The organism is Cytobacillus solani (assembly GCF_001420595.1).
Lineage (GTDB): Bacteria > Bacillota > Bacilli > Bacillales > Cytobacillaceae > Cytobacillus > Cytobacillus solani.
This window is the reverse complement of record NZ_LJIX01000006.1, coordinates 4,542,168-4,566,333: the sequence shown is the minus strand read 5'-3', so window position 1 is coordinate 4,566,333 and position 24,166 is coordinate 4,542,168. Positions and strand designations below refer to the sequence as shown.

The window sequence follows — 24,166 nt, the reverse complement described above, 5'->3', positions numbered from 1 at the left end:
CTTCACTACTCCTCATTAGTAATTATCGAAAAAACTTGACGTGGGCGCCCCCTTGTTGTGAGCTTTTCTGTACCTGCTACTTCAACAATATGAATGTCTAACCAAGCCTGTAGAATGCGATGGGCACTTCTAATTGTAATTCCTAGCATATTGGCAACATCCTGAGCCGTAAACTCATTGAGCCGATTTCGTTTAATCATCGCTAATGCCTTTTCTAAATGGACCGCATTGATTCCTGATTTCTCAGCTAAATCAAGAAGCTTCGCATCTGTTACAGAAAGCGGGTAAGTAATAGGGGAAATAAGATCAATCGGTCCAAAGACTTTCCGGTCTTCGCGAACAATGAACCCGCATTGCCCGCCATAATCCTGTGCCTGATAAAGAGCAAATCGAGCATTTTTGCCGGATTCAATCGCTGTTGACCCGAACCCTATTCCGATGGATAGATTCATATTCAGCGACTTTTTCATTTCATTTAATAATGGCAAGGATTTGTAGCCTTCGGTAATTCGTTCAAATGTTCCACGATTCGTAACAAATATATATTCAGCGTCATTTAGGGCTGTTAAATAGGCATCAAATTGCTCTGCAAAATTTAATAAAGTTTTATAAATATCATGAATCCGTTTTTGTAATTGTTTTTCTGTAGCAAAATCCTTCATTAAAGTGGATTGGTCCACATAAATTCTGCCAAAGACAATCTGTGTTTCCTTTTCCTTTCGCTGAGTTGTTGACAGCAGGAGTCGTTCTAAAATGACAATAATATCTTCTTCTGTTGGCTTCAGCCATTCATTGGTAATCCCAAGCTGGCTTAATTTTTCACTTATTAGCATTAGACTCGTTATAACAGCACTATTTGGATTGTTTTCAAAAACTGATAGATGGTGTTCAACTACCTCATCTACATTATCTGCGTGGACTAATTCATTAAAATGGGTATATGTGAATGATTCCTGGAGTGATTGTTTCGTAATCTCGATATATGGAACTTGAATTCCGTCAAAACTTATATGTGACAAGGATTGTTTTTTGTTTAGTAAATAGAGGGCACGATATAACCCCGAACCTTTCAAAGGAACATAGAAGGATGGAAGCTGTACTGGAATCTCCATTCTTGCAGTTAAATAAGGGGCCCTGCCCGAATAGAGTAAACAATCTACCTGTCCTCGAAGCTCCTTAGTAAATACAGATGCATCACTTAACTGATCGGAGAGACGGAAAATAGGTGTCATCGATGGAAAGAGATCAAAGCATCTTTGGAAAAATTCCTTTATCCAAAGTGGACCAATCACTCCAACTTTAATATGTACGTCCAATTCATCCACTCCTTTTTGCTTATCAAAAAAGGCACACCCGAAAGAATGTGCCTTTTCTATTCATTATACATGAGCTTCATGGGATAAAGCGAAACTTCCATCAGTGGGGGTCTTACTGCCCGTTAATCTGTGATAAAAAGGATTTAATAAAAGAGTCATCGTTGAGCTCTGGATATGCGGCTGTGACTCGGCTAATCTCTTCACTTTGTCCATCGCTCAGTACTTCATGATCGGCTAAACACCAATTTCCTTGAAGCAGACCTTGTCTTCTTAACACTTCATTAATCCCTGAAATGCTTCCTTTAAATTGATGGGCTGTATCAAAAAATGCTGCATTTGCATCTGTCACTTTTTGGGCAATTGTCAGCCATTTTAAATCAATGATTTCTTTTCTTTTTGCTTCTTTTATAGCGTTAAATAATTGAACAGCACTTCTCGTCCAAACAGACCAATGACCAAGTAATCCTCCAACTATTGTCTTTTTCACTTCTTGATTGTTTATATTGAATGCATAAGTCGTCAGTAAATCAATGACAATATTATCATCATTCCCAGTATAGAGCGCGATTTCATCTCTTCGCTTTGATTCACAAACGGCTCTTACAACATCTAGCGTTTGATAACGATTGAAAGGAGCCATTTTAATTGCAAGGACATTTTTAATATTGGCAAATTCTGTCCAAAAATGGTAGCTGAATACTCTTCCTCCAACTGCAGGCTGTAAATAGAAGCCAAAAACTGGAATGATTTCAGCGATCAATTCCGTCCGTTTAAGCAAGTCGGCCTCTGTGTAATGATTTAAACCGCCATTGCTTAATAAAACCAGGTCATAGCCCAAATTCCTAGCTATCTTTGCTTCTTTAACCGCCTGCTCGGTTGGTCCGCAGACCCCCGCAATTTTTAGAAAAGGACGATTAATCTTTGCCATTTCCACTTCTTCAGAGGCTATTCTCAGCACATCTTCGAAAAGGCTGAACTTAGGATCACGTATTTCAAATTGTGTTGTATGAACTCCGACCGCAATTCCATCCACGCCTGCTTCAAGATAATAACGGGTTAATCTCCTTTGAGAGGCCTCATCTAATTTCTTCTGTTCGGTTAATGCTAACGGATGTGCAGGGATGAATGCACCATCATGCAGTAATGTCCACTTTTCAGGTGAAAGTCCCATCAATATTGCCCCTTCCTTTCCTGAAAATGGGTAGGTTTGTTAATTGTTTCTCCATTATTCATGACCCAATTCGCTGTCCAATCGAGCATTTCATGAATGGATACACTTGGATAGCCGAATAATTGGTGCGCCTTTCCGGCATTATTTAGCAGGGCTGTTTCTTGCTCCTGGCCTTTAAATACAGGTTCTTTTCCAAATCTTTTACTAAATTGCTTTGCAATCCAACGTACAGGCAGTGTTTCAGGACCAGTTACATTTAAGAGAGTTGGAGGAGAGCTTGCAATCGATAGGGAGCGAATTGCGTATTCATTAGCGTCTCCTTGCCATATGACATTGACGTGCCCCATTGACAAGTCGATAGAAGTAGAATGATAGACCGCTTTTGCAATTTCAAGAAGGACCCCATATCGCATATCAATTGCGTAATTTAAACGAAAAATCGTAAGTGGCGTCTGATCTCTGTAAGAAAAATAGGTTAATACTCTTTCACGGCCCAAGGATGATTGACCATATTCTCCAACGGGACCTACTGGATGGGATTCATCGCATCCGCCTTTGTTCACAGGAACGAGTGGATAGACATTTCCTGTAGAGAAGGCAACAATGCGAGAGCCGCTGAAATGTTCAGCTATCCTTCCGGGTAGATACGTATTCATCGCCCAAGTATAATGTTCATTTCCAGCCGTTCCAAATTTGTTTCCGGCCATGTAGATAACATTGGGCAGCTTCGGCAAAGCAGCTAGCTGTTCTTCATTCATTAAATCAGCAGTAATTGTTTCAATGCCCGCTTCCTCTAATTCTTCCTTTAGATTTCCAGAAGAAAACCTTGAAACACCGACTACTTTTTTATCGATTCCAGCTTCGTCAATTGCTCGCTTGGCTTTCTTTGCAAGTGTGGGACCCATTTTTCCTCCCACCCCGACAATTAAAATATCTCCTTCCACTTTCCTTATGTCTTCTATTAAACCTTTGGACGGTTTGGTCATTAATTCTTCTAATTGCTGTACATTTTGCATGAAATACAACTCCTTAATGTTTAAGAAAGAAAGATATTTTTGAAATTATTAAATGCTAGGTAAAGTAAAACGAGTAAACCAATCATTCCAAATAGATTACTAGTTAATTTGTTTTTCAAGGATCCCATAATTTTCTCATCGTTTGCGACAACTAAAATACAAATGGCGATAAACGGAACGATAAAAATGGTTACAGCTTGTGCGAATACGATAAGATTTACAGGTGCAGATCCGAAAATAACGGCAACAATTGAACCAAATAAGATTACTCCAACAATGGCAAATTTCACTTTCATATTTGAGAGCTTGCTTCCAAAGCCCAATCCGTCTGCTAGCATCGAACCGCCAATTGTCGCATTCCCTATAAGAGATGAGTAGGAGGCGCCCATTAGACCAATCATAAATACAACAGTTGCCCAAGAACCAAACAGGGGTTCAAGAGATGCCCCCATTTCTGAAGCATCGTTCACCACTAGACCTTGGGGCTTTAATACAGCTGATGCAACAACCATAATTAAGAATGAAATGAATCCTAAAATAAAAATCCCTAAATACGACTCGCGTGTGCTGCTTTTCGCATCTTTAATTGTCCAGCCTTTTTCTTGAACTAAATAAGATTGGTAGACTGCACCGACGATTGAGAAACTCGTTGCAAAAAGGGCAATGACTAAGCCAATACTTCCTGAAGGCATCGTTGGTATAAATCCGCTGAAAATATCTGCGAATGATGGTTTGACTGCGATAAAGGTAATTAAAAATGCCCCAAGCATAACTAAAACAAGGCCAAGCATAAGCTTTTCTAAAATCGCGTAAAACTGTTTTGTAAATAGTAAGGCAATGGCAAGGATGGACATGATAACGATCCATATAGTTGAATGAATACCTGTCAGGGCTTTCATTGCAATTCCTGTACCAATTGAATTACCTGCTTGGAAAGAGGCCGTCACTAAAAAGGCACCTACACCTATTAGAACGGATGCAATTTTCCCCCATTTATTCAGCATTACCTTTATGAAGCTTCGATTGGCAGCAAGCCCAATCCGTGTGCTCATTTCTGTGTAGCACATCATAAAGATAATCGCTGCAAAAATTGCCCAAACGAGTTCAGTGCCATATATTGCCCCAATTTTTGACGACAGCGTCACACTTCCTGGACCTAAAACTAAGGCAGAAGTAATAAAAGCAGGACCAAGATATTTTAAAATGCTCTTCTTTCTTCCATTTACATGAACGCTAGGTGTTTCCCCTTCATTCTCCAATTTCATTAAACTCGCCTCCTTTTTCGTTGTCTGAATCTTCTATATAATCATAAAACATGAAAGCTTTAATTGACATGTCTTTAATATGTCTTTAATTTGCTAGCAAGAGAGATATGTCCTTTGTCCTAAATTTAAATAAATTTATTTTTATAAAATATTGACTTTTTTCAGATAAATAGGTAAATTATGATTACACCATGAACAAATTCTCTGTATTGCACAAATGTGCATTTGAAGATAGAAGGGGGTTTCTATGGATAAGGAAAGGTTAAGATTACTAGTGAAAATTTGCCATCTCTATTATCAGGATGGGATGAATCAGCAACAAATTGCTTCGAGGTACGGAATTTCACGATCTCAAGTTAGCAGGTATTTAGCAGTTGCAAAAACGGAAGGGATTGTGGAAATCACGATTCGAAATCCGTTTAGCGATGAGTCTGTATTAGAGAATAAGCTGATGCAGCAATATAATTTGCGGGATGTAATCGTAGTTGATACGACTGATGCAGATGATGCTCTTGCAGATATGTTAATGGGAAAGGCAGCGGCTGCATTTTTTGAAAACGCTATCAAGGAAAAAGATGTAGTTGGAGTAATGGCCGGTAAATCGATAACCGCGCTAGCCAGAGAAGTAAGTGATCCGCAAAAATCCCATATTCATTTTGTGCCATTAGTAGGCGGCTGGGGTTCTGAGGGAACTGAATGGCATTCGAATATTAACTCTTCCTTGCTTGCTAAAAATACAAAGAATTCCTATTCTGTATTACACGCTCCAGCAGTCGTCCGTTCAGAGGAGGCAAAAAAGACGCTTCTCCAAGAGCCGGAGATTGCAAAACTTATAGCCTTCTATTCTCGTGTAAATGTTGCATTAGTCGGTATCGGACAAATCTCAAAAGAGGCAACACATGTAAAATCAACAAATATGACTGATGAAGAGCTTTTAGCACTTGAGAAAGACGGGGTAGTGGCAAGTATAGCTACAACATTCATCGATGCGGAGGGAAAACAGGTCAACACTTCTTTCTCGGAGCGAATGATCGGGATTAGCGGATTAGATTTAAAAGAGGTACCACTTGTTTTAGGAGTTGCACGCGGAGAGGTCAAAGCTAAGGGAATTGAGGCGGCACTAAAAGGCGGATGGCTCGACGTTTTAGTCACTGATATGGAAACTGCAAAAATAATAATAGAAGAATCATAGGGGGTTAATGTATGAAAAGGCTATTAATTATCATAACTGCATTTGTGTTATTAGTAACATTAAGTGCATGTGGTGGAGAAAAATCAGGGGGATCAAGTGAAGATGGAAAGAAAGTTGCTATCTTAACACCATTCCTATCATCGGTTACAACGAAACAAATGGTTGATACGTTAGAAAGCCTTGCGACTAAAAAGGGCTGGTCAACAAACACGATTGATACAAATGGTGATGTTGGTGCATTAGCTTCACGTATGGAAGATGTCATTTCTTCTAATGTTGATGCGATTGTGTTAGTAAGTACAGATCCTAATCAAGTGAAATCTCAAATTCAAATGGCTAAGGAAAAAGGTATTCATGTCTTTGGAAGTGATGCGAGCTATATCGACGGAATGACGTTAAATGCAACTAGTGATAATGCGGAAATGTCTAAATTAATTACCGAGTATTTAGTTGAGCAAATTGGTGAAGAGGGCAACTTAATCGTCTTTACTCATCGCCCGCATCCTGGTGTTTTGAAGCGTACAGAAGTACTAGACGAAATGTTGAAGAAATATCCAAATATTCATGTGATTACTGAACAAGAAATTAAGGTGCCGGGTCCGATTGAAAATGCACGTCAACAAATGGAAAATTTGCTTCTTGCTAACAAGGAAGAAGGATCTATTACTGCTGTTTGGGCTGGATGGGACGAGCCTGCAATCGGTGCGGCTCAAGCGATAGAAGCAGCTGGCAGAGAAGATATTATCGTTACTGGCATTGATGGAAATAGCCAAGCAATTGTCATGATCGAGACAGGAGCGCCAATTAAAGCGACAGTTAGACAAAACTTCGAAGGAATGGCAGATATCGTTATTGAACAAATGGAAAAAGTCTTTAATGGGCAAGAAGTAGATAGTACGGAAATGTATGCTCCAGCAGAATTAATAAAAGAAAAATAGACACTTAGGAAGGGCGGGAATAGGATGGCGTTACTTCAAATCGATAAAATATCCAAAGTGTTTGGAACGAATAAAGCGCTAAATAATATTACTTTGTCTATAAATGCCGGTGAAGTACACGCCTTAGTAGGAGAAAATGGAGCTGGTAAATCAACACTTATAAAAATTTTAACTGGGGTTTATTTTCCAAGTGAAGGCAGCCTCCATTGGCAAACCAAACCAGTGAAAATAGGGAGTCCAAAGGAAGCGCATGATCTCGGAATTAACGTCATTCATCAGGATCGCCAACTTATTTCTTACTTTACTGGTCTAGAAAATCTTTATCTTAATACGAAGTATCCTAAAAATGGCTTAGGAATTAATTGGTCAGTGATGCATAAGGAAGCAACTGCATTATTAAATAAATGGGGAATGAATATTCCCCTAAAAAAAACGGTATCGGAGATGACGCCATCGGAGAGGACCATGTTAGAAATTGCCCGTGCGATGATGTCAAATTCAAAGATGCTGATATTAGACGAACCAACAGCTTCCCTAACAGATAAGGAATCGGAGCTATTGTTTCAATTTATAGATCGATTGCGAAAAGAAGGCGTAGCCATTATCTATATTTCACATCGACTTGAAGAGGTCATACAATTATCCGATCGAGTCACAGTGTTAATGGGTGGAAAACAAATCATTACTTTGCCAAAAGAAGAGGTAACACAGGAGCGCTTGATTCATTATATGACAGATGGTCAAGCCACAATCGGAAAAAGCAATCGGTCAAAACCTGCAATCGGAAAATCTCTATTAAGTGTAAAGAACCTTCGCACGTCAGATCAGATCGTCAAACAAGTAAGTTTGGAATTACACGAGGGAGAAATTTTAGGTGTGTATGGCTTGGCGGGTGCAGGACGAACAGAAACAATGGAAGCAATCTATGGCTTGCGCAAGATAGAGGCGGGTACAATTGCTTTTTACCAGCAGCTTGTTACGAATCCAAGCCCAGCTTATGCCATTGAAAACGGGGTCGTCTTAATACCGGAAAATCGGCATGAAGATGCGTTAATTATGGGGAATTCCATCTCTGAAAATATGTCTCTGCCCATATTAAGTAAGCTCACAAAGGGCGGGGTTGTTCAAAAGAAAGAAGAAGAACAATTGGTAGATAGAGAGATGAAAAGATTCCAAGTGAAGGCAGTAAATAAATTTCAGACAGTTGGAGAGTTAAGCGGAGGAAATCAGCAAAAGGTTGTTTTTGCAAAGGCATTATTGTCAGAACCATCCATCTATATTTGTGATGAGCCGACACAAGCAGTAGACATTATGACAAGAAAGGATATACATCAATTTTTACGAGACCAAGTGTCTGAAAATAAAGGTGTTATCTATGTATCCTCCGATTTACATGAGGTATTAGAAATCAGTGATCGAATCATTGTATTTAGTGAAGGGAAGACGGTGGCTGATTTACCAAATGAAAATATTAAACCAGATGATATATTGGAAATTTGCTATCGTTTTCAGAAGGAGGTTGTCAGCGAATGATTGCTCAGACAGAAAAGAGTCCAAATAAGATTTTTAACAAGAGTGTTCTTAGCTCCTATGGAACCATAATTGCGGGGATATTAATCATTATTATTTTTAGCGTCTTAAGTCCTTCTTCATTTGCAACTGTCGATAATTTTATTAATATCACCCGTCAAATATCGCTGCTCGTTGTCATTGCAGTTGGGGCAACCTTGGTCATGTCCGTGAATGAATTTGATTTATCCATTGGGGCAATTGCTAGTTTAGGCGGTGTAGTTTCTGCCAAATTAGCAACAGAAGGTGTGCCTATTATTCTGTGTATTCTTATACCTGTTCTTGTTGGTTTTTTAGTAGGTCTTATTAATGGATCAATCATTACTCATTTTAATGTATTATCATTTGTTACAACTCTGGCAATGGGGACCGTAATTGGCGGTTTTACCTTTTGGTTTACAGGGGGATCTACCATATTTGAAAATATTCCCCAAGGTTTTAAATGGATTGGACAAACGGGTATAGCAGGGATTCCGATGTTATCCATTATTATGCTTGTCCTTGTACTTGTGTTTTGGTTTTTGATGACACAAATGTCTGTTGGGCGCCGTTTTTATGCCATTGGCGGCAATGAAAAAGCCTCAAAAGTTTCAGGAATCCCGATAAAAAAGTATAAAACATTTGCTTTTGCCTTATGTGGCATGTTGGCTGCTCTAACAGGGGCCTTGCTTGCTTCACGTCTGGGATCTGCTCACCCAACCGGAGGAGACGGCTACTTTTTAAATGCGTATGCTGCCGTTTTTCTAGGGATGACAGTTGTTAGAAGTGGAATTCCTAATATATTCGGTACATTATTTGGCGCCGCGGTACTAGGTATACTAGCAAATGGTTTAACCATATTGGAAATCCCTACTTTTCTGCAAAACGTAATTACGGGAATGATCATTATTATTGCATTAATAATTCAAAAGTTAGGCCGTGAAAACACATGATTACATCACAAGAGAATTTTTTTAATAGAGTAAAGAATGATAAACACCCCTTTTTGACAGGCTACTTTGTAGGCGGGGATCCGGATGTAGGCTCCGCACTTGCTTATATAAAACAGGCGGTAGCAAATGGAGTTGATGCAGTTGAAGTGGGGATTCCAAGTGAGAATCCATACTTAGAGGGGGAAGTCATTAAAAGATCACATGCCAGGGCTTATTCTAATTTCCATAAAAAGGATCAAATACTCCCTTTCTTTAAAAGACTTCGATTGGAAATTAATGTACCTATATGGGTAATGGGATACTACGAAGATGTAATTAAATCTGGCCTTTATATAGATTTATCAATCTATCAAATCATTGATGGCCTTATTATTCCAGATTTGCCTTTGGATGAAGTGATTGGCCTTCGTAAAGAGTTAAATAAGTTTAATGTTTCAGTTATCCCGGTGATTAACAACGGCATGGATGATAGCGAGCTGGAAATTGCTTTAAAAGGAGCAGACTTGGTGTATTGTCAAATTCATCAAGGGAAGACAGGGACAAATATAACGAATCTTAATGAATTGCCTCAATTTTATCATAAAATACGCAGTCAAACGGAAGCAGCACTAATGGCTGGATTTGGTGTGAAGAATGCTCTTCTCGCTGAGCAAGTATGGAATTGTGGATTCGAGGGTGTTGTCGTCGGAAGCGAAATAGTGAGAATGGTAGAAATGCAGGATAAAGAACAATTTGTTCATTTCATTCAAGGACTTTCTAGTGCAAAGTAGAAAAAGGATGTGTAATTATGCACTATATTGCAGCTTTTGATTTAGGAACAACTGCGATTAAAGGTGTTTTATTAAGCCAAGAAGGGAAAATTTTCGCAGAACACTCATTTAACATCCATACAAGCTTAGGTGAAAATAACGAGATAGAACAGAACCCTGAGGAATGGTGGGAAGGTGTTCAATCGATTACTCATGAGTGGTTTTCTGTACATGGTGTTTCTTCACAGTCCATTAAGGCTATTACGTTTAGCGGTCAAATGGAAGATGTTATTTTGATTCAAGAAGGAGAAAATACAACAAGTGCTATTCTTTATTCAGATAATCGAGCAAACATAGAGGCTGAAGAAATTAATAAGAAACTGCCAGGTTTATATGAGTTGACCGGAAATAGAATTACGTCTTCATCTCCGATTTCGAAATTACTTTGGCTGAAAAAGAATAGCATAAGCAATAGTGATAAAAGGATACATGTTGTATTTAGTGCAAAAGATTATATTATCTATAAATTAACTGGTTCAGTTGTAACAGATTATACAACAGCAGCAACATCTGGTTTTATGAATATTGAATCAAGAAAATGGGAAACGCAACTTTTAAGCAGCTTAGGCATTGAGCAATTCATGTTGCCTGAGCTTACTTCTTCAGAACAAGAGGTTGGTCAGGTTTCAGCATTTGGTGCAAATGAAACGGGGTTTTGCCTACATACACCTGTACTCTGTGGAGCGGGAGATGCTGGAGCGAGCACTCTTGGTGCAGGAGCCATTTCTGAGGGAGATTGTTATATGTATTTAGGCACAACAGGCTGGATTGCTGTTCCTTCGAAGGATCATTCGCCTAAGGACCATGGAATATTTACTCTCGCACATATCATCCAAGAGTTGAATATATCCATCGCCCCTTTATTAAATGTAGGAAATGTGCACCGTTGGGCGGTGGAGGCGTTTATTCAATCAGGAAATTATGCTGATTTTGAAGATGAAGTTCAGAAATCACCTCCAGGCTCAAATCATTTATTATTTTTACCGTATGTTCATGGAGAGAGATGCCCTGTACAAGATAGTGAAGCAAAGGGGGCATTTTGGGGCATTGGCCCTAAGACAAAGAAATCTGATTTTGCCAGAGCTGTTTTAGAAGGCATCTGTTTCTCTTTATTTCAAATTATGCAAATGTTGATGCAAAAGAATGTTGGCAGCATTACCCTCATTGGCGGCGGTGCAAGAAGTCATTCATGGTGCCAGCTCTTAGCTGACCTAACGAATAAAACGGTAAGAGTACCGGCAAACAGTGAATATTTACCATCCATTGGCATTGCGGCAACCGCATTTCAATCCTTAGGGTGGGTTGAGGATTATAAAGAATTTGTTGATCAATATATTATTTCTTCCCAGTCAAAGTTATATGTGCCTAATAAAAGAAATAATGAAATATACAAGGATCAATATAAAATATATTTGAAATTGTACGAGTCAATGAAAAAGATCTATCAGTGAGGGACAAAGCTTTGTCCCTCTATTCTATTAGCTCCCCTAAAACTGAATCCAAACTAGAAAATATAAATCCTAACTGCTTTCCTTTATTCGTATTAATCGACCAAGATCCAGGCAGGGAATACGGAGATGCATTTTCTTTCGTTATTATGTTAGTAATGATTGCTTTATTACTTGTTTGTTTCTCTATTTTACCTACTAATTCAAGTAATGAAATATCCTCCTCACAGCCTGGATTAATTGGGCCTGTGAAAGAAGATGCCCCCATTTCATATAAAAACTTAGCAGCTTCTCCAGAGTGAATGAAGCTGTATCTCGCTTTGGGATTCGCCATTCCTATAGGTTCATTCTTTTTCACCTTATCTACATGGAATTTTAATCTCTCTGTATAGTCATCTGGTCCGATAACAATAGGAAACCGGATTGCTGCTATAAACTAACCTTTTGCCAAAAAATTGTGTGCCCCCTAAAATAAGAACGTGATCCATGGAAGTTCCCTCACTTATCTATCTGAATTTTATAAGTTATCACTAGTATTCTATTGTTATAGGAAATTTCCCTTTTCAGTATGAAAATAATGTATAAATAAAAATAACCTGCTTTCTTGTGAAGGAGTAAGCAGGTTATTTTTTTATGTTTTCGTATTCTTTTTTAAGCCAAATTATCCCCCCGCGCATCCGTTCAAACAGGAATTGTAATCGTAAAAGTAGTGCCTTTTCCTTTTTCGCTTTCGACTTTAATTTGGGCTTTCAGTTTATGGATGATGCTGTGAACCATAAGCATGCCAAGGCCTGTCCCTTCAACTTTAGTAGAGTAGTAGGGCTTGCCAATATTGGATATTTCCTCAGCGGTCATGCCGTTTCCTGTATCTTTAATGGTAATAAGGATGTTCCTTTTGTGCTCTGAAACTTCAATAGAAAGAATGCCGCCTTTCTCTTTCATTGCTTCAATGCCGTTTTTATACAAATTGATTAGGCACTGCTGCATTTGGCTTTTATCAAATTTCTTTGACAATGAATTATGGAAAGTAAGTTGTATATCGACATTATGCATGCGAGCGTAAGGAATCAGTATGTTTTTGACATACGCTGTTTCTTCTTTTAAATCAGAAAGCACCATGTTTTCAGATTGGGGTTTGGAGAAGGCTAGAAAATCACTCACAATTTGTTCGGCTCGATTTAATTCTTGTAAAGAAAATTCTACATATGATTTCTCCTTTGATGAGATTGATTCCGATTTGCTTAACAGCTGCAGAAAACCGCTCGTTACCGTAAGTGGATTTCTGATTTCATGGGCAACACTTGCTGATAATTCGCTGATCAGATGGTATCTTTCTGACTGTAAAAAGGCTTCGCGTGCTTTCAGGTTCGCAATGATTTTTTCTAGCAGGCACATTAGAATAACAGTCATGATTACTTGGGCCATTAGTGCATGAATGGATAAAATCCAAAACTCTTCGTTTAATGATGTCTGAAAACTTAAAGTCGTCAAGTAGAAACTGATCGTAATAAAAGAAACGATTGTTGCAAAATAAATTCGATACCGAGGTAATAGCCTGATAAACTTTCGGCTGCATAAGGATACAAGCACAAAAACTAGGGTTGAAAAAAGCAAGGATTGAAAGATGCCATCGCCACCGATATAGAAACGATAGGCATTGAGAACGATATAAATGAAGAAAGCATTTTTGTATCCACCATAAAGGACAGCAAGGATGAAAGGCACCAATCGTAAATCAAAAATAAATCCACTATCTAAATAAATTGGAAAGGTCATACAAAGAAGCATTGAAATGGATGCAAGAATAATGAGTATATATTTACTATAATAAAAGTTCTTATTTTCAAAAAAAATAAGATAGGCTAGAACGGGAATAAGTAAGAAAAGAAAATTTATTAATAAAGTTTCAATCAAATTTGAACGTCCTCCTAAAACGATATGCTATTTATTCTAACATAAATGAATAGAAAGCTTGATACCATTCCTTCCATGAAGGATCCGATCTTCTATCTAAAATAGTATCGAAGCATTTTGTAAAATGTTAGAATAGGAATAATTACATATAGAAAATGAATCACTTTATTGAATAGGATTGACATTCGTATGATATATAAAGAAGTAATCCATCACCGAAACGTAATTCTTTTTAGTTTGATTGTTGTATTTTATTTTGTACAAGTTTCTATAAATATCTCGATTGAGGGGATTGCTAGTGTGTTTCCGCCAGTTATCCTGTTTTTTATTGCTGCGTCTATACTGCTGCTGTTTATTATTAAAAAGATCAACCCCGTTTTAACTATGTATACATTCGTCATATTTACTTATCTTTATTTCTTTTTTCTGCTGACGGATTCACCTTATTTAATTAACTATTTATTCATGTGGCTAGGTCTTCCTTTAAGTGCAGTTTACCAAAATTATCGAGCAGTACTGCTTGCAGGGATAGGTTCCTTGCTTCTTACGTTTTATGCATTCTTTTCTTTTCGAAATGAGATTTTTCCGAATGTGGCTAGCGGAGATTTTGTTTTCTTCCTGATTTTCGGATTATTTCTGATGGGATTCTTATTATTGTTTATTAAGGCGACCCTTCTTCTATGGAAGCGGACGGAAGAATCTAGTAGTAAGTTGAACCATGTGCTGCAGCAAACGAACATTATTGCATGGTCATATGATCGATCCACTGATCGATTATCTCTATCCAATCACCTGCCTAACCTGCCGGAACTATCAGATACACTAGAGATTAGCGGCAAGCTGATGATTGAAAATTACATACATTCAGAGGATAGCAGCATTCTTAAGCATGCATTTTCTGAGATTGAGAAAGGGAAAGCTCGTACAGTTGAATATCGAATTGTAAACAGCAAAGGGGACGTCACATGGCTGCAATGCAGAGGTGTGTCTTTCATGAATGAAACAGAACGAGAGGCAAAGATAGAAGGGATCTTAATCGATATTACGAAACAAAAACAGATGGAAGAACAGATAAAAAAGCTAACTTATTATGATTCATTAACAGGTGCAGCAAATAGGTATAAGCTTAAGAAAAGTTTTGAAAGCCTACAGAAGATGGGGAGAACATTAGCGATTCTTTTTATTGATATGAACTCCTTTAAGCAGGTAAACGATACGTATGGTCATGATGCTGGTGATCGTTTGCTTCAAAAGGTTTCAGCGCGAATACAAGGGGAGATTGCTGAAATGGATTTATTATGCAGGCTGGGTGGAGATGAGTTTGTCATCTTATTATCTAATGTGGATGATGCCATGGCAAATGCAGCCATCACCCGAATTCATGCGGCAATGAATCGTCCGTTTGAAGTAGATGGCGTATCGATTCGTGTCTCAGCAAGTGTTGGCAGGTCAATGATTATGGAAGCTAATCAGGCTCATCTGGATAAGATGCTGCAGCAGGCCGATGCAGAGATGTATTTGGTTAAGGGTCATGAGTAAAATTAAAAAAGGAAAGTTCTTAAAGAATTCTCTTTATAGAACTTTCCTTTTTATTTATTGACTTCTGCTTTTACATATTTTTTCGGTTACTAGCAGGTCATTCTGCTATAAAGGCTGGAACCCCTAAATCACTGATTGGCTCCATAGCTAATTAGGTTTGTGAATATGCGATAGCCACCAGGTACTTGGCCTTGAATTTGCCGATAGAATACGAGGTTCGTATAAAGATAGGTCCCTTTCCCGTGTTTGGCCATCAGGATGCCGCCATCGAAAGGATCTTCATTTGGATCGCCCATGCTGACGAATGTTTCGTAGCTGCTGTCCCATTTCATTGGGTAATATAATCCTCTTTCTTGAACCCAGTTTTCCCAATCACTATCAGTAATTTTATTCGGATAGTTGAATAAAGAGGATTCTGGATTTAGGACAGTGACTTTTGCATTTTCGTCTGTCACTCTCCACTTAATGGATGGGTTTCCGATGGTTAATGGATAAGGGGCGGTCTTTTGAGCATCCCATCCATCATTTGGTTTATGGTATTGAACGACTAAGTGACCGCCATTTTCGACATATTTATGGAGACGATCGTTGTTTTTGACTAGGTCTTCTCTTGAGAGGTATGCACGAATTCCAGTCACGATCGTATCGTATTGACTAAGATCGCCTGTTGCCAAATCCTCTTCAGTAAGCTTTGTAATGTTGAATCCTGTATTAGTTAGATAGTCTGCTACTTTATCGAAACCACTATCTATATAACCAATTTTCAATTGATCATTCTTTAACAGTTCAAACGCGACACCATTTACTTGTGCAGGATACATATAATAAAACGTTCCGATGTGATCATAGCTGATTTCCTGAACGGTTGAATCAAATGTTTGACCGTTTGCAGCTGCTTCAGCACGAATGGCGAAGCTGCCATCTTGAATATCGGAAGGAGGTGTCAGCTTGAATGCAACCTCTTTTTCCTCTAATTGAGCAGTAAAGGCAACCTCTTTTTTGCTAGGAGAAACCTTCCATCCTTCTGGTACGATTAATGAAACAAAGGAAGTGTTTTTTCCATCTAAGTAGTTTTTGACTTTAACTGTTACTGGAATTTCTTCCTGAACATCCGCTGAATTTACGACAATGTCTTCAGGAGATAACGTGATGCCGACATCAGGCAAGACGGCAATGGTTTCTTTCAGTTCGTTGATTTGACTAGTTTTCGTACCATTAAATTCATACTGAACTTTCGTGCGGATGACTGAATCAAGGTAAGCATGATAGTATTCCGCATCTTTAGGCACCTGTACTTCATAATTTAGTTCAACTTTTTTACCAGGGTCTAAGTCTTTAGGGGAATTGGATTTGGAAACCTTCCAATTTTTCGGTACAACTAATTCAGCTGCTACCTTTTTTACTTTCTTATTCCCGTTATTTTGAATGCTCACCTTGACAGTTGTTTTTTGCCCTTTTGTAAGAATGTTTGTTTCTGGGCTGGTTTCAACAGATAATTCTGAGGCTTTCACGCTTGCCGTTTGTAATTGCTCTTCTTTTAACGAAAGCTTATGAAGCAAGTCAGACTTTACTTGTGGGTCAAGCTTTGCTTTTTCTGTTTTCTTTTGGATTTGTCGAACGTCCTTAAGTGCTTTTTGGGTTTTTTCAAATACTTGATCATTGCTAGGATACGCAGAGATGATGGAGTCTAGTGATTCTTGAAGTTTTGTGAAATGTACTTGCAGGTCTTTTTCTTGTTTTGGGAGTTTTTGAGCCCACTCTTTAAAGTTGTAAGGGATCCCTGCAAACAGATTGCTGCTGCCATTTGTATCAACAGCACTCTTTAATAATTCCAGATGAACTTGTCTTGGCTCAGCAGGGATGTCACTGCCCATGCCCTGGCTTTTATGCATATAGCGGGATTCCTCTCCCAATTGAGGATAAGTCATTTTATAAATTGGATCATACTTTCCAATTTCAATAGAGGTTGTCGCAGTATCCTTTGATTCAGCAGGCAAGTATAACTTTTTAACCTGCCAGACGGATAATCCCTCTTTAAGCTGTTCTGGAAAAATAGCTGGATTTGCCGCATCTTTAAATGCCTTTTCGCTTAATATTTCCATTGCGCGATGGTGCCCGTGCTGTGTATCAACATTTCTGAAAGATGGCATGACGATATCAGGCTGATACGTTCGAATGAAGCGAATCAATCGTTCATAGGTGAGATTCTGTCCCCAGTTTTCTAATGTTTCATCAGGGGTTTTCGAAAATCCAAAATCATAAATAGGGTCAGAAGTTGTCTCGCTAAGATGGTAGGCCTTTACACCAGTGATCTTTGCTGCCTCAATCATTTCTCTGGATCGAATAATCCCGAGTCCATTGTCTAGTTCACTTCCGATTTCGTTTTGCCCGCCCTCCCCGCGGTTAGCAATTAGACTTGAGGTTTTGATGCCAAGTCCTCTTGATAAATAAGCGAGAAAGTCGCTTCTCTCGTCATCCGGATGTGCCCCAGTGTTGACAAAAGTGACAGTAGTTCCAAGAGGCTTAACAGCATTCCAAAGTTCTACATCAGGTTCCTGTGTTTCAGTTGCGTGACTCGCAATGGGCCATAAAGAAACAATTAACAGAAAAGAAAGTAACCAGCTAAAATACTTTTTCAATTTTGAAACCCCTTTCATATTTAGATAAAAAACAAAGCGGGAAAATATCCTCCTTTCTCTATATTATCTCGTAGGTTAGTTAATTCAATTAACTAACTGCACGGATAATCTCCATTAATAGTACCTGTATCTAAGTGTGTTTGTAAATATCTATATATTCAGAAAATTAAATTAGTAACATCTACCTATATATTTGGTGTAGAACAACTATTTTAAAATATATTTATTAAAAAAATTACAAAAATTTGTTGTAAATGATTATCCACTATTGTATATTTTAGTTAATTAATAAAACTTACTAACCATAACGATTAAGGCCGTGATGTCATGAGTAGTAAAAGAAATTCCACTCCGTTGAAAACAACGAATAAAAAAGTAGTGCTTCAATGTATTAAAGAAAATCAGCCTATTTCTCGTGCGGAGATTGCATCCAAGCTTCAAATAAGCAAACCGACCGTTTCTCTGCTAGTAGATGAACTGGTTCAGGAAAACTGGGTATTGGAAAAGGGAATAGGGATGGCTTCTTCGCAAGGTGGGAGAAGACCGATTCAGCTTTGTTTTAATGAAAAGGCTGGATATGTGATTGGGACGGATATTGGCGGGACGAAAGTCAAAACTGTCATATGTGATCTGATCGGTAATATTATATGTTCAAGCAGCTTCAAAACAAATCACTATTTACAAACGGGTTTGCTGAAACAAATTCATAAAGAAATAAACTGTATGATTCAGACGTATCAGCTTGATTCAAGTAAAATGCTCGGGATGGGGGTAGGAATCCCTGGCATCACTGAACCAACCAATGGTGTCGTAGTTGAAGCACCGAGTATTAACTGGGTCCGTTATCCATTTATTACCGAAGCTAAGCGTTATTTCTCGTTCCCGATATTTGTCGATAACGATGTGAATGTAGCAGCTCTAGGAGAGCAATGGCTAGGGAATGGGAGATCAAAAGATAATATTCTTTTTATCGCTGTTGGAACAGGTATCGGCAGCGGAATAATTATTCACAATCAGCTATACCGCGGCTCTTCATGTGCAGCAGGGGAAATGGGGTATATGGTTACTGATAAAAATGATATGAGAAATGAATTTAAACCTATATTCCATCGATATGGATACTTGGAAAGCGTTGCTGGGGGGAAAGCGATCGGTGAAAGATTGACTAAGCTTATCCGGCAAAAGCAAGACCATCCAATGTTTGAGGAAGCTAGTAAATCAGAATTGACAGGTGAAATAGCCTTTACATTAGCAAAAGAAGGCGATGAAGCGGCACGGCTGGTTGTGGATGACGCGATTGAACATTTAGCCTATGGAATCATCAATGCTGCCAGCTTGCTAAATCCAGAGGTCATTATATTGGGTGGCGGTGTCTTTAAATCATCGGATTATATTTTACCTAGATTGCGAGAAATTGTGTATCAATATCTTCCTAGTTCAGTAGAATTAAACACCTCACAGTTAGGGGAGAATGCTGAAGTGCTAGGAGCGGTTTCATTATTCTTGCGAGAATTTGAAAGCGTTTTAAACTAGGGGAAACGCAAATAGGCATTTAATTACTTGGTTCTAAAGCGGGTTTATATGGCTTCAACATCTAGAACAGAGAATAATTTCTAAGCCTGCTTTAAGGATAAATTAATCTATTTTAAGGGGGTTCATCATGTTTAGGAAGAATCGTTTATTTGTTTTTTTAATTGTCGCACTCATGCTAATAATGTCCGCATGCAGTAATTCTACAGGTGGGGGCAATGAAAGCAGTGGAGAAAAAGAAAACAATTCAGGCGGGGAAAAGGCGGCAGAAAACAGCGGAAAGTTAGTCATCTACACGGCTCGTGATCAAACGATCGTCGACCAAGTTGTAGGGATGTTTAATGAAAAGTACCCTGATATTCAAGTAGATGTCCTTACAATGGGTGCGCAGCAAGTTCTTGAACGTATTCGTGGAGAAAAGTCGAACCCTCAAGCCGATTTTTGGTGGGGCGGTACACAATCTGCCTTTATGACAGGTGCTGCTGAAGATTTATTAGAACCATTTAAGCCGAGCTTTGATGCGAGCATTCTGCCAGAGCATAAAGACAAAGACGGACGCTGGTATGGTGAGATGCTTTTACCGGAAGTGATTATGATCAACTCAGATATGCTTTCAAAAGAAGAAGCTCCCCAAGATTGGGATGACCTGCTTGATCCAAAGTGGAAGGATCAGATTATCATCCGTGGCGTACTTGCTTCGGGAACGATGAGAACGATATATTCAGCAATGATTCACGAGCAAGGAGCGGATAATCCAGAGGCAGGCTACGAGTGGCTAAGCAAGCTTGATGCGAATACAAAAGAATATGCCCAAGATCCTACTAATCTGTACTTAAAGCTAGCTCGTCAGGAAGGTTCCATCTCCTTATGGAATTTACAGGATATTCTTTTACAAAAAAACGAGCATAACCAGCCATTTGATTTTGTTTACCCAGAGAGTGGAGCACCTATTCTTGTAGATGCAGTTGGTCTTGTTAAAGGTGCAAAGAATCTTGAAAATGCAAAAGTATTCTACGAGTTCCTTTTTGACCCTGAAACCCGTGCAACGTTAGCGGAGGACTTGTATCAAATTCCTACCCGTACGGACATTGATAAGGATCAAATGCCTGATTGGTTTAAGGATATTGAGCTGAAATCATTAGATCTAGACTGGGGAGTCATGGCAGAAAAAGAAGCTGAGTGGATGCAGCATTGGGATGAAAATATTAAAGGCAAAAATTAATAGTCTATTTTAAAAGGGGTGAAGAATCTTTTCACCCCCTTTTATCTACATAGCGAGGTGGTTTTGGTGAAAAGTGTACGACTTGATAATGTGAGCAAAATGTTTGGAACAGCTAAAGGGGTAGAACATGTGGCAATTGATGTAAAGCCGGGTGAGTTTTTCACCTTTTTAGGGCCTTCAGGATGTGGGAAAACAACGACACTCCGAATGATCGCAGGCTTTTACTACCCAACGAAGGGAAAGATCTTTTTTGATAACCGGGATGTAACGACCCTTCAGCCGAATAAAAGAAATATTGGGATGGTATTTCAAAACTATGCCCTGTTCCCGCATATGACGGTTTTTGAAAATATTGCTTTTGGACTTGAGGTTCGTAAATTATCGAAATCAGTCATCAAAGAAAAAGTGGAAAGAGCACAAAAACTCGTCCATCTAGATAAATATGGAAATAGAAAGATTAATGAACTCTCAGGCGGCCAGCAGCAGCGTGTGGCTTTAGCACGTGCTCTAGTGATCGAACCGGATATTTTATTATTGGATGAACCTTTATCAAATTTGGATGCAAAATTACGTGAAGAAACAAGATTGGAAATTAAACGGCTTCAAGTGGAATTGGGCGTAACTACGATTTATGTTACTCATGATCAAACGGAAGCGATGACAATGTCTGATCGGATAATGGTCATGAAAGAAGGCGTCGTTCAACAGATCGGCAGTCCGCAAGAAATTTATAATAAGCCTGCGAATCATTTTGTTGCATCGTTTATTGGAGAATCGAACATGCTCGAAGGTGAAGTGACAGAGATACGCGGAACAGCGGTGAAGGTGAAAGTAGATAGTGATCTGCACGTAGAAGGAGTCTTAGACACAGAGGCTGATCAGCCAAAACTAGAAGTAGGAAAGAAAGTGAAACTTTCCATTCGTCCAGAGGCCATATTTGAAGGTCAAGGCCCAAATCAATTACACGGAACGATTCAATTAGTTGAATTTACTGGGGTTAGTATTAATTATCTTGTTAAGGTGGGTTCATCCATTTTAAAGGTCATGATTATTAATAAAGGAAATCAGATTCTTAAACGAGGAGATTCCATTTCCCTTTATGTACCAGAAAAGGGTGTTTACTTTATAAATGAGTAGTTTTCTTTATGGAACTTATTCAAGCGAATAGAAGGTGAAAACATGAATACGAATCAAACAGCTTCACAGCAGGAGAGCCGGTGGTCAAGACTTACACAATCTAAATATTTCATCTATATCTTAATCTCCCCTCTTTTCTTAGTGCTCTTAGCCTACGTAATCTATCCTTTTTATCAAACGTTTATTCAAAGTGTGGTAGGTACCGAAGGAGCTGGAATCGGAAACTATAAACGTTTCTTTAGTCTGGAAAGTACAGCCAACCTTGAGGCGCTTTGGACTAGTATCTATATTTCAGTCATTAGTGTGATTACTTGTGCGATTGTCGGTGTGACAATGGCCTTCCTAATAGAAAGGTATGAGTTTCCGGGGAGGAAAATTCTGTCCATTCTCGTGCTTGTTCCTATGGCCTTGCCGCCTTTGGTGGGAGTATTATCATTTACTTTCTTATATGGAGAAAGCGGGATCATTCCAAGATCTCTTCAAGCATTATTTAATCTTGAGTCCGTTCCCTTCTCATTAAAAGGCATTACAGGGGTCATTGTTGTTCATACCTTTACAATGTATACATATTTTTACCTGACTGCGTCGGCAGCCATTAAAGGGCTTGATCCTTCTTTAGAAGAAGCAGCTACAAGCTTAGGGTCTGGAAGAATACGTATTTGGGTAAAAGTCATTCTTCCGATGTTAACACCAGCGATGGTTGCTTCCTCATTACTCGTGTTTATGATTGCGATGGCTTCTTATACAGCTCCATTAATGTTTGGGGTAGAGAGAACGATGACGATGCAAATCTATTTATCTCGAACGAATGGAAATTTAGATATGGCTGCTACTCAATCGACTATTCTCTCGATTGTTTCCATCTCCTTCTTAATTATGATGAGATGGTACCAAGGAAGACGTAACTTTCAGAATCAAAGTAAAGGGATTAGTGTCCATCGGACAGAGCTGCGTACACCTTTTATGAAATACCTTTCTATGTTTCTATCCTTTATCGGGGTCATTATTCTCATGCTGCCGATTCTTGTACTCGTACTTATCTCTTTCTCGGTGGATGGAGAATGGACGATTCAAATTATTCCGCCAGCCTACACACTCGATCATTACATTGCGTTGTTTACCGATGAACGAACGTGGCGCCCAATCTGGAACAGCTTACAAATGAGTTTTGTTGCAACCATTGGAAATATTCTTTTCGGGGTTGCTGCAGCCTATGCCATGATCCGAACAAGGTTTAAAGGAAAGGCTCTCCTCGATATTTTAATTATGATTCCATGGGCTCTTCCTGGAACAGTTGTCGCAGTTAATTTAATTGCTGCTTTCAGTGAGCCATCTGTATTTAGCTTTAATCAAGTATTAATCGGTACATTCTGGATTTTGCCGCTCGCTTATTTTGTTCGGCATTTGCCGCTTATTTTCCGGTCGACCTCGGCAGCGCTTATGCAGATGGATCAGTCGGTGGAGGAAGCTGCTCGAAGCTTAGGTGCCAACTGGTGGTATACGTTTAGAAGAGTGGTTGTGCCAATGGCTTTTTCTGGGATATTAGCAGGAACCTTGTTGGCAATGGTTCAAGGACTGGGTGAATTTGTTGCTTCTATTCTTATATATAGCACCTCGACCATGCCGCTTTCTGTTGCTATTTTTCAAAAGATGTATGCATTCCAATTTGGAACTGCCTGTGCATACGGCGTGCTGCAAATTTTGTTAATCATTTTTGTCTTGTTTATTTCTCAGAAATTAACAAATGGGAAGGCAGGAGCTGTTATTTAGGAGGAGGTTTTATCATTGAAGGCTAGTGAAATTCATGGAAGAGATCTCGAATTATTAGAAAATGCCGCATTTGCTGTTGTACCTCTTGGAAGTTTCGAATATCATGGTCCCCATTCTCCTTTAGGAACGGATATTTTTTTGGCAGATGGATTCGCGGAAAAAATTGACCCGAACTTAGGAGGGGTCACTCTTCCAACAATTCCTTTTACAGCATGTCCGGGAAAAACATCTAAATATGCAGGAACCATCTCGATTAGACCAAGCATTTTTCAAGAGTATTTAATTGATCTTACATTAGGTGTTATCCATCAGGGAATTAAAAAGATTCTGCTTCTAAATGCTCATGATGGGAATATGGGAATTTCGAGAACCGTTGCGGAGTATGTAACTGGCCTGCATAAGGATGTAAGCTTTCTGCTGATTAATTGGTGGCAAATGGTTGAGATCGATGATGCTGAGGAAATTGGTTTTAAAGATACAAGCGGGCGGGGGCATGGGGGCCCATATGAAATGTCTGCTGTAAAAGCTTTCCGTCCAGACCTAGTAACGGTAAGGAAAGAAGATGAAGAATTTATTGGTGCTGCCCCACTCTCCAGCTTTCCTTATATTCTTGTGGAAGGAACACCAAAATCATGGGATGGCTATACAGGTCTCATTCAACAAACATCAGAGGAAGCTGGAAAGAAAATTGTAGATAAAGCATCAATTCATATGAATGAGCTGATAAGAAACTGGTTAGATCAATAAATTTGCAGGAAA

19 protein-coding genes are annotated in these 24,166 nt (G+C 38.9%); 12 read left to right on the top strand and 7 right to left on the bottom strand.

Annotated elements, in window-relative coordinates; genetic code table 11:
- Window positions 1-5: 5 nt before the first annotated feature.
- The 4 genes from AN957_RS24510 to AN957_RS24495 form a co-directional block, all read right to left on the bottom strand.
- Complete coding sequence (locus tag AN957_RS24510) at window positions 6-1,316, bottom strand: GGDEF domain-containing protein (RefSeq protein WP_053478673.1); 1,311 nt, start codon at window positions 1,314-1,316, stop codon at window positions 6-8.
- Window positions 1,317-1,428: 112 nt separating this feature from the next.
- Complete coding sequence (locus AN957_RS24505) at window positions 1,429-2,487, bottom strand: dihydrodipicolinate synthase family protein (protein ID WP_056686639.1); 1,059 nt, start codon at window positions 2,485-2,487, stop codon at window positions 1,429-1,431.
- The gene (locus AN957_RS24500) at window positions 2,487-3,503 is read right to left on the bottom strand and encodes an NAD-dependent epimerase/dehydratase family protein (protein WP_056686636.1); all 1,017 of its coding nucleotides are present in this window, start codon (window positions 3,501-3,503) and stop codon (window positions 2,487-2,489) included. The genes AN957_RS24505 and AN957_RS24500 overlap by 1 nt, the downstream gene beginning before the upstream one ends.
- A gap of 20 nt (window positions 3,504-3,523) precedes the next feature.
- Window positions 3,524-4,768: an Nramp family divalent metal transporter gene (locus AN957_RS24495; protein WP_056686633.1), complete on the bottom strand. Its 1,245-nt coding sequence runs from the start codon at window positions 4,766-4,768 to the stop codon at window positions 3,524-3,526.
- A gap of 247 nt (window positions 4,769-5,015) precedes the next feature.
- On the opposite strand from AN957_RS24495, the gene AN957_RS24490 reads away from it, so the two are divergent.
- The 6 genes from AN957_RS24490 to AN957_RS24465 are packed head-to-tail and all read left to right on the top strand — an operon-like array spanning window position 5,016 to window position 11,659.
- Entirely contained in the window at window positions 5,016-5,960 is a 945-nt protein-coding gene (locus tag AN957_RS24490) for a sugar-binding transcriptional regulator (protein WP_056686630.1), read from the top strand.
- Between the two features lie 11 nt (window positions 5,961-5,971).
- The gene (locus AN957_RS24485; RefSeq protein WP_053478678.1) at window positions 5,972-6,898 is read left to right on the top strand and encodes a sugar ABC transporter substrate-binding protein; all 927 of its coding nucleotides are present in this window, start codon (window positions 5,972-5,974) and stop codon (window positions 6,896-6,898) included.
- 24 nt (window positions 6,899-6,922) lie between these two features.
- Complete coding sequence (locus AN957_RS24480) at window positions 6,923-8,431, top strand: sugar ABC transporter ATP-binding protein (RefSeq protein ID WP_053478679.1); 1,509 nt, start codon at window positions 6,923-6,925, stop codon at window positions 8,429-8,431.
- Window positions 8,428-9,399 (top strand): ABC transporter permease, encoded by a 972-nt coding sequence (locus tag AN957_RS24475; RefSeq protein WP_053478680.1) that lies wholly within the window; start codon window positions 8,428-8,430, stop codon window positions 9,397-9,399. Before AN957_RS24480 ends, AN957_RS24475 begins: the two co-directional genes overlap by 4 nt.
- Window positions 9,396-10,169, top strand: a complete 774-nt coding sequence (trpA, locus tag AN957_RS24470) for a tryptophan synthase subunit alpha (RefSeq protein ID WP_056686627.1) — start codon at window positions 9,396-9,398, stop codon at window positions 10,167-10,169. The genes AN957_RS24475 and trpA overlap by 4 nt, the downstream gene beginning before the upstream one ends.
- Before the next feature lie 17 nt (window positions 10,170-10,186).
- Complete coding sequence (locus AN957_RS24465; RefSeq protein ID WP_053478682.1) at window positions 10,187-11,659, top strand: xylulokinase; 1,473 nt, start codon at window positions 10,187-10,189, stop codon at window positions 11,657-11,659.
- Window positions 11,660-11,678: 19 nt separating this feature from the next.
- On the opposite strand, the gene AN957_RS24460 is transcribed toward AN957_RS24465, so the two are convergent.
- Both AN957_RS24460 and AN957_RS24455 read right to left on the bottom strand, forming a co-directional pair.
- The gene (locus tag AN957_RS24460; RefSeq protein WP_053478683.1) at window positions 11,679-11,990 is read right to left on the bottom strand and encodes a hypothetical protein; all 312 of its coding nucleotides are present in this window, start codon (window positions 11,988-11,990) and stop codon (window positions 11,679-11,681) included.
- Between the two features lie 347 nt (window positions 11,991-12,337).
- Window positions 12,338-13,570 (bottom strand): ATP-binding protein, encoded by a 1,233-nt coding sequence (locus tag AN957_RS24455; protein ID WP_056686624.1) that lies wholly within the window; start codon window positions 13,568-13,570, stop codon window positions 12,338-12,340.
- Between the two features lie 189 nt (window positions 13,571-13,759).
- Here AN957_RS24455 and AN957_RS24450 point away from each other — a divergent pair, with 189 nt between their 5' ends.
- A complete protein-coding gene (locus AN957_RS24450; protein WP_082446744.1) occupies window positions 13,760-15,109 on the top strand; it encodes a GGDEF domain-containing protein in 1,350 nt (449 codons plus the stop codon).
- Between the two features lie 128 nt (window positions 15,110-15,237).
- Here AN957_RS24450 and AN957_RS24445 read toward each other — a convergent pair whose 3' ends face one another.
- Window positions 15,238-17,748, bottom strand: a complete 2,511-nt coding sequence (locus AN957_RS24445) for an NEW3 domain-containing protein (protein ID WP_056687317.1) — start codon at window positions 17,746-17,748, stop codon at window positions 15,238-15,240.
- Between the two features lie 327 nt (window positions 17,749-18,075).
- Between AN957_RS24445 and AN957_RS24440 the strand changes: the two genes are divergently transcribed.
- The 5 genes from AN957_RS24440 (at window position 18,076) to AN957_RS24420 (ending at window position 24,154) form a co-directional block, all read left to right on the top strand.
- A complete protein-coding gene (locus AN957_RS24440; protein ID WP_053478685.1) occupies window positions 18,076-19,281 on the top strand; it encodes an ROK family transcriptional regulator in 1,206 nt (401 codons plus the stop codon).
- A 127-nt stretch (window positions 19,282-19,408) separates the two neighbouring features.
- Complete coding sequence (locus tag AN957_RS24435; protein WP_053478686.1) at window positions 19,409-20,500, top strand: extracellular solute-binding protein; 1,092 nt, start codon at window positions 19,409-19,411, stop codon at window positions 20,498-20,500.
- 66 nt (window positions 20,501-20,566) lie between these two features.
- The gene (locus AN957_RS24430) at window positions 20,567-21,637 is read left to right on the top strand and encodes an ABC transporter ATP-binding protein (RefSeq protein ID WP_142108380.1); all 1,071 of its coding nucleotides are present in this window, start codon (window positions 20,567-20,569) and stop codon (window positions 21,635-21,637) included.
- Window positions 21,638-21,679: 42 nt separating this feature from the next.
- Complete coding sequence (locus tag AN957_RS24425; RefSeq protein WP_053478687.1) at window positions 21,680-23,407, top strand: ABC transporter permease; 1,728 nt, start codon at window positions 21,680-21,682, stop codon at window positions 23,405-23,407.
- 15 nt (window positions 23,408-23,422) lie between these two features.
- Window positions 23,423-24,154 carry a creatininase family protein gene (locus tag AN957_RS24420; protein WP_053478688.1) on the top strand — a complete coding sequence of 244 codons (732 nt, stop codon included), beginning with the start codon at window positions 23,423-23,425 and terminating at the stop codon, window positions 24,152-24,154.
- Window positions 24,155-24,166: the final 12 nt, after the last annotated feature.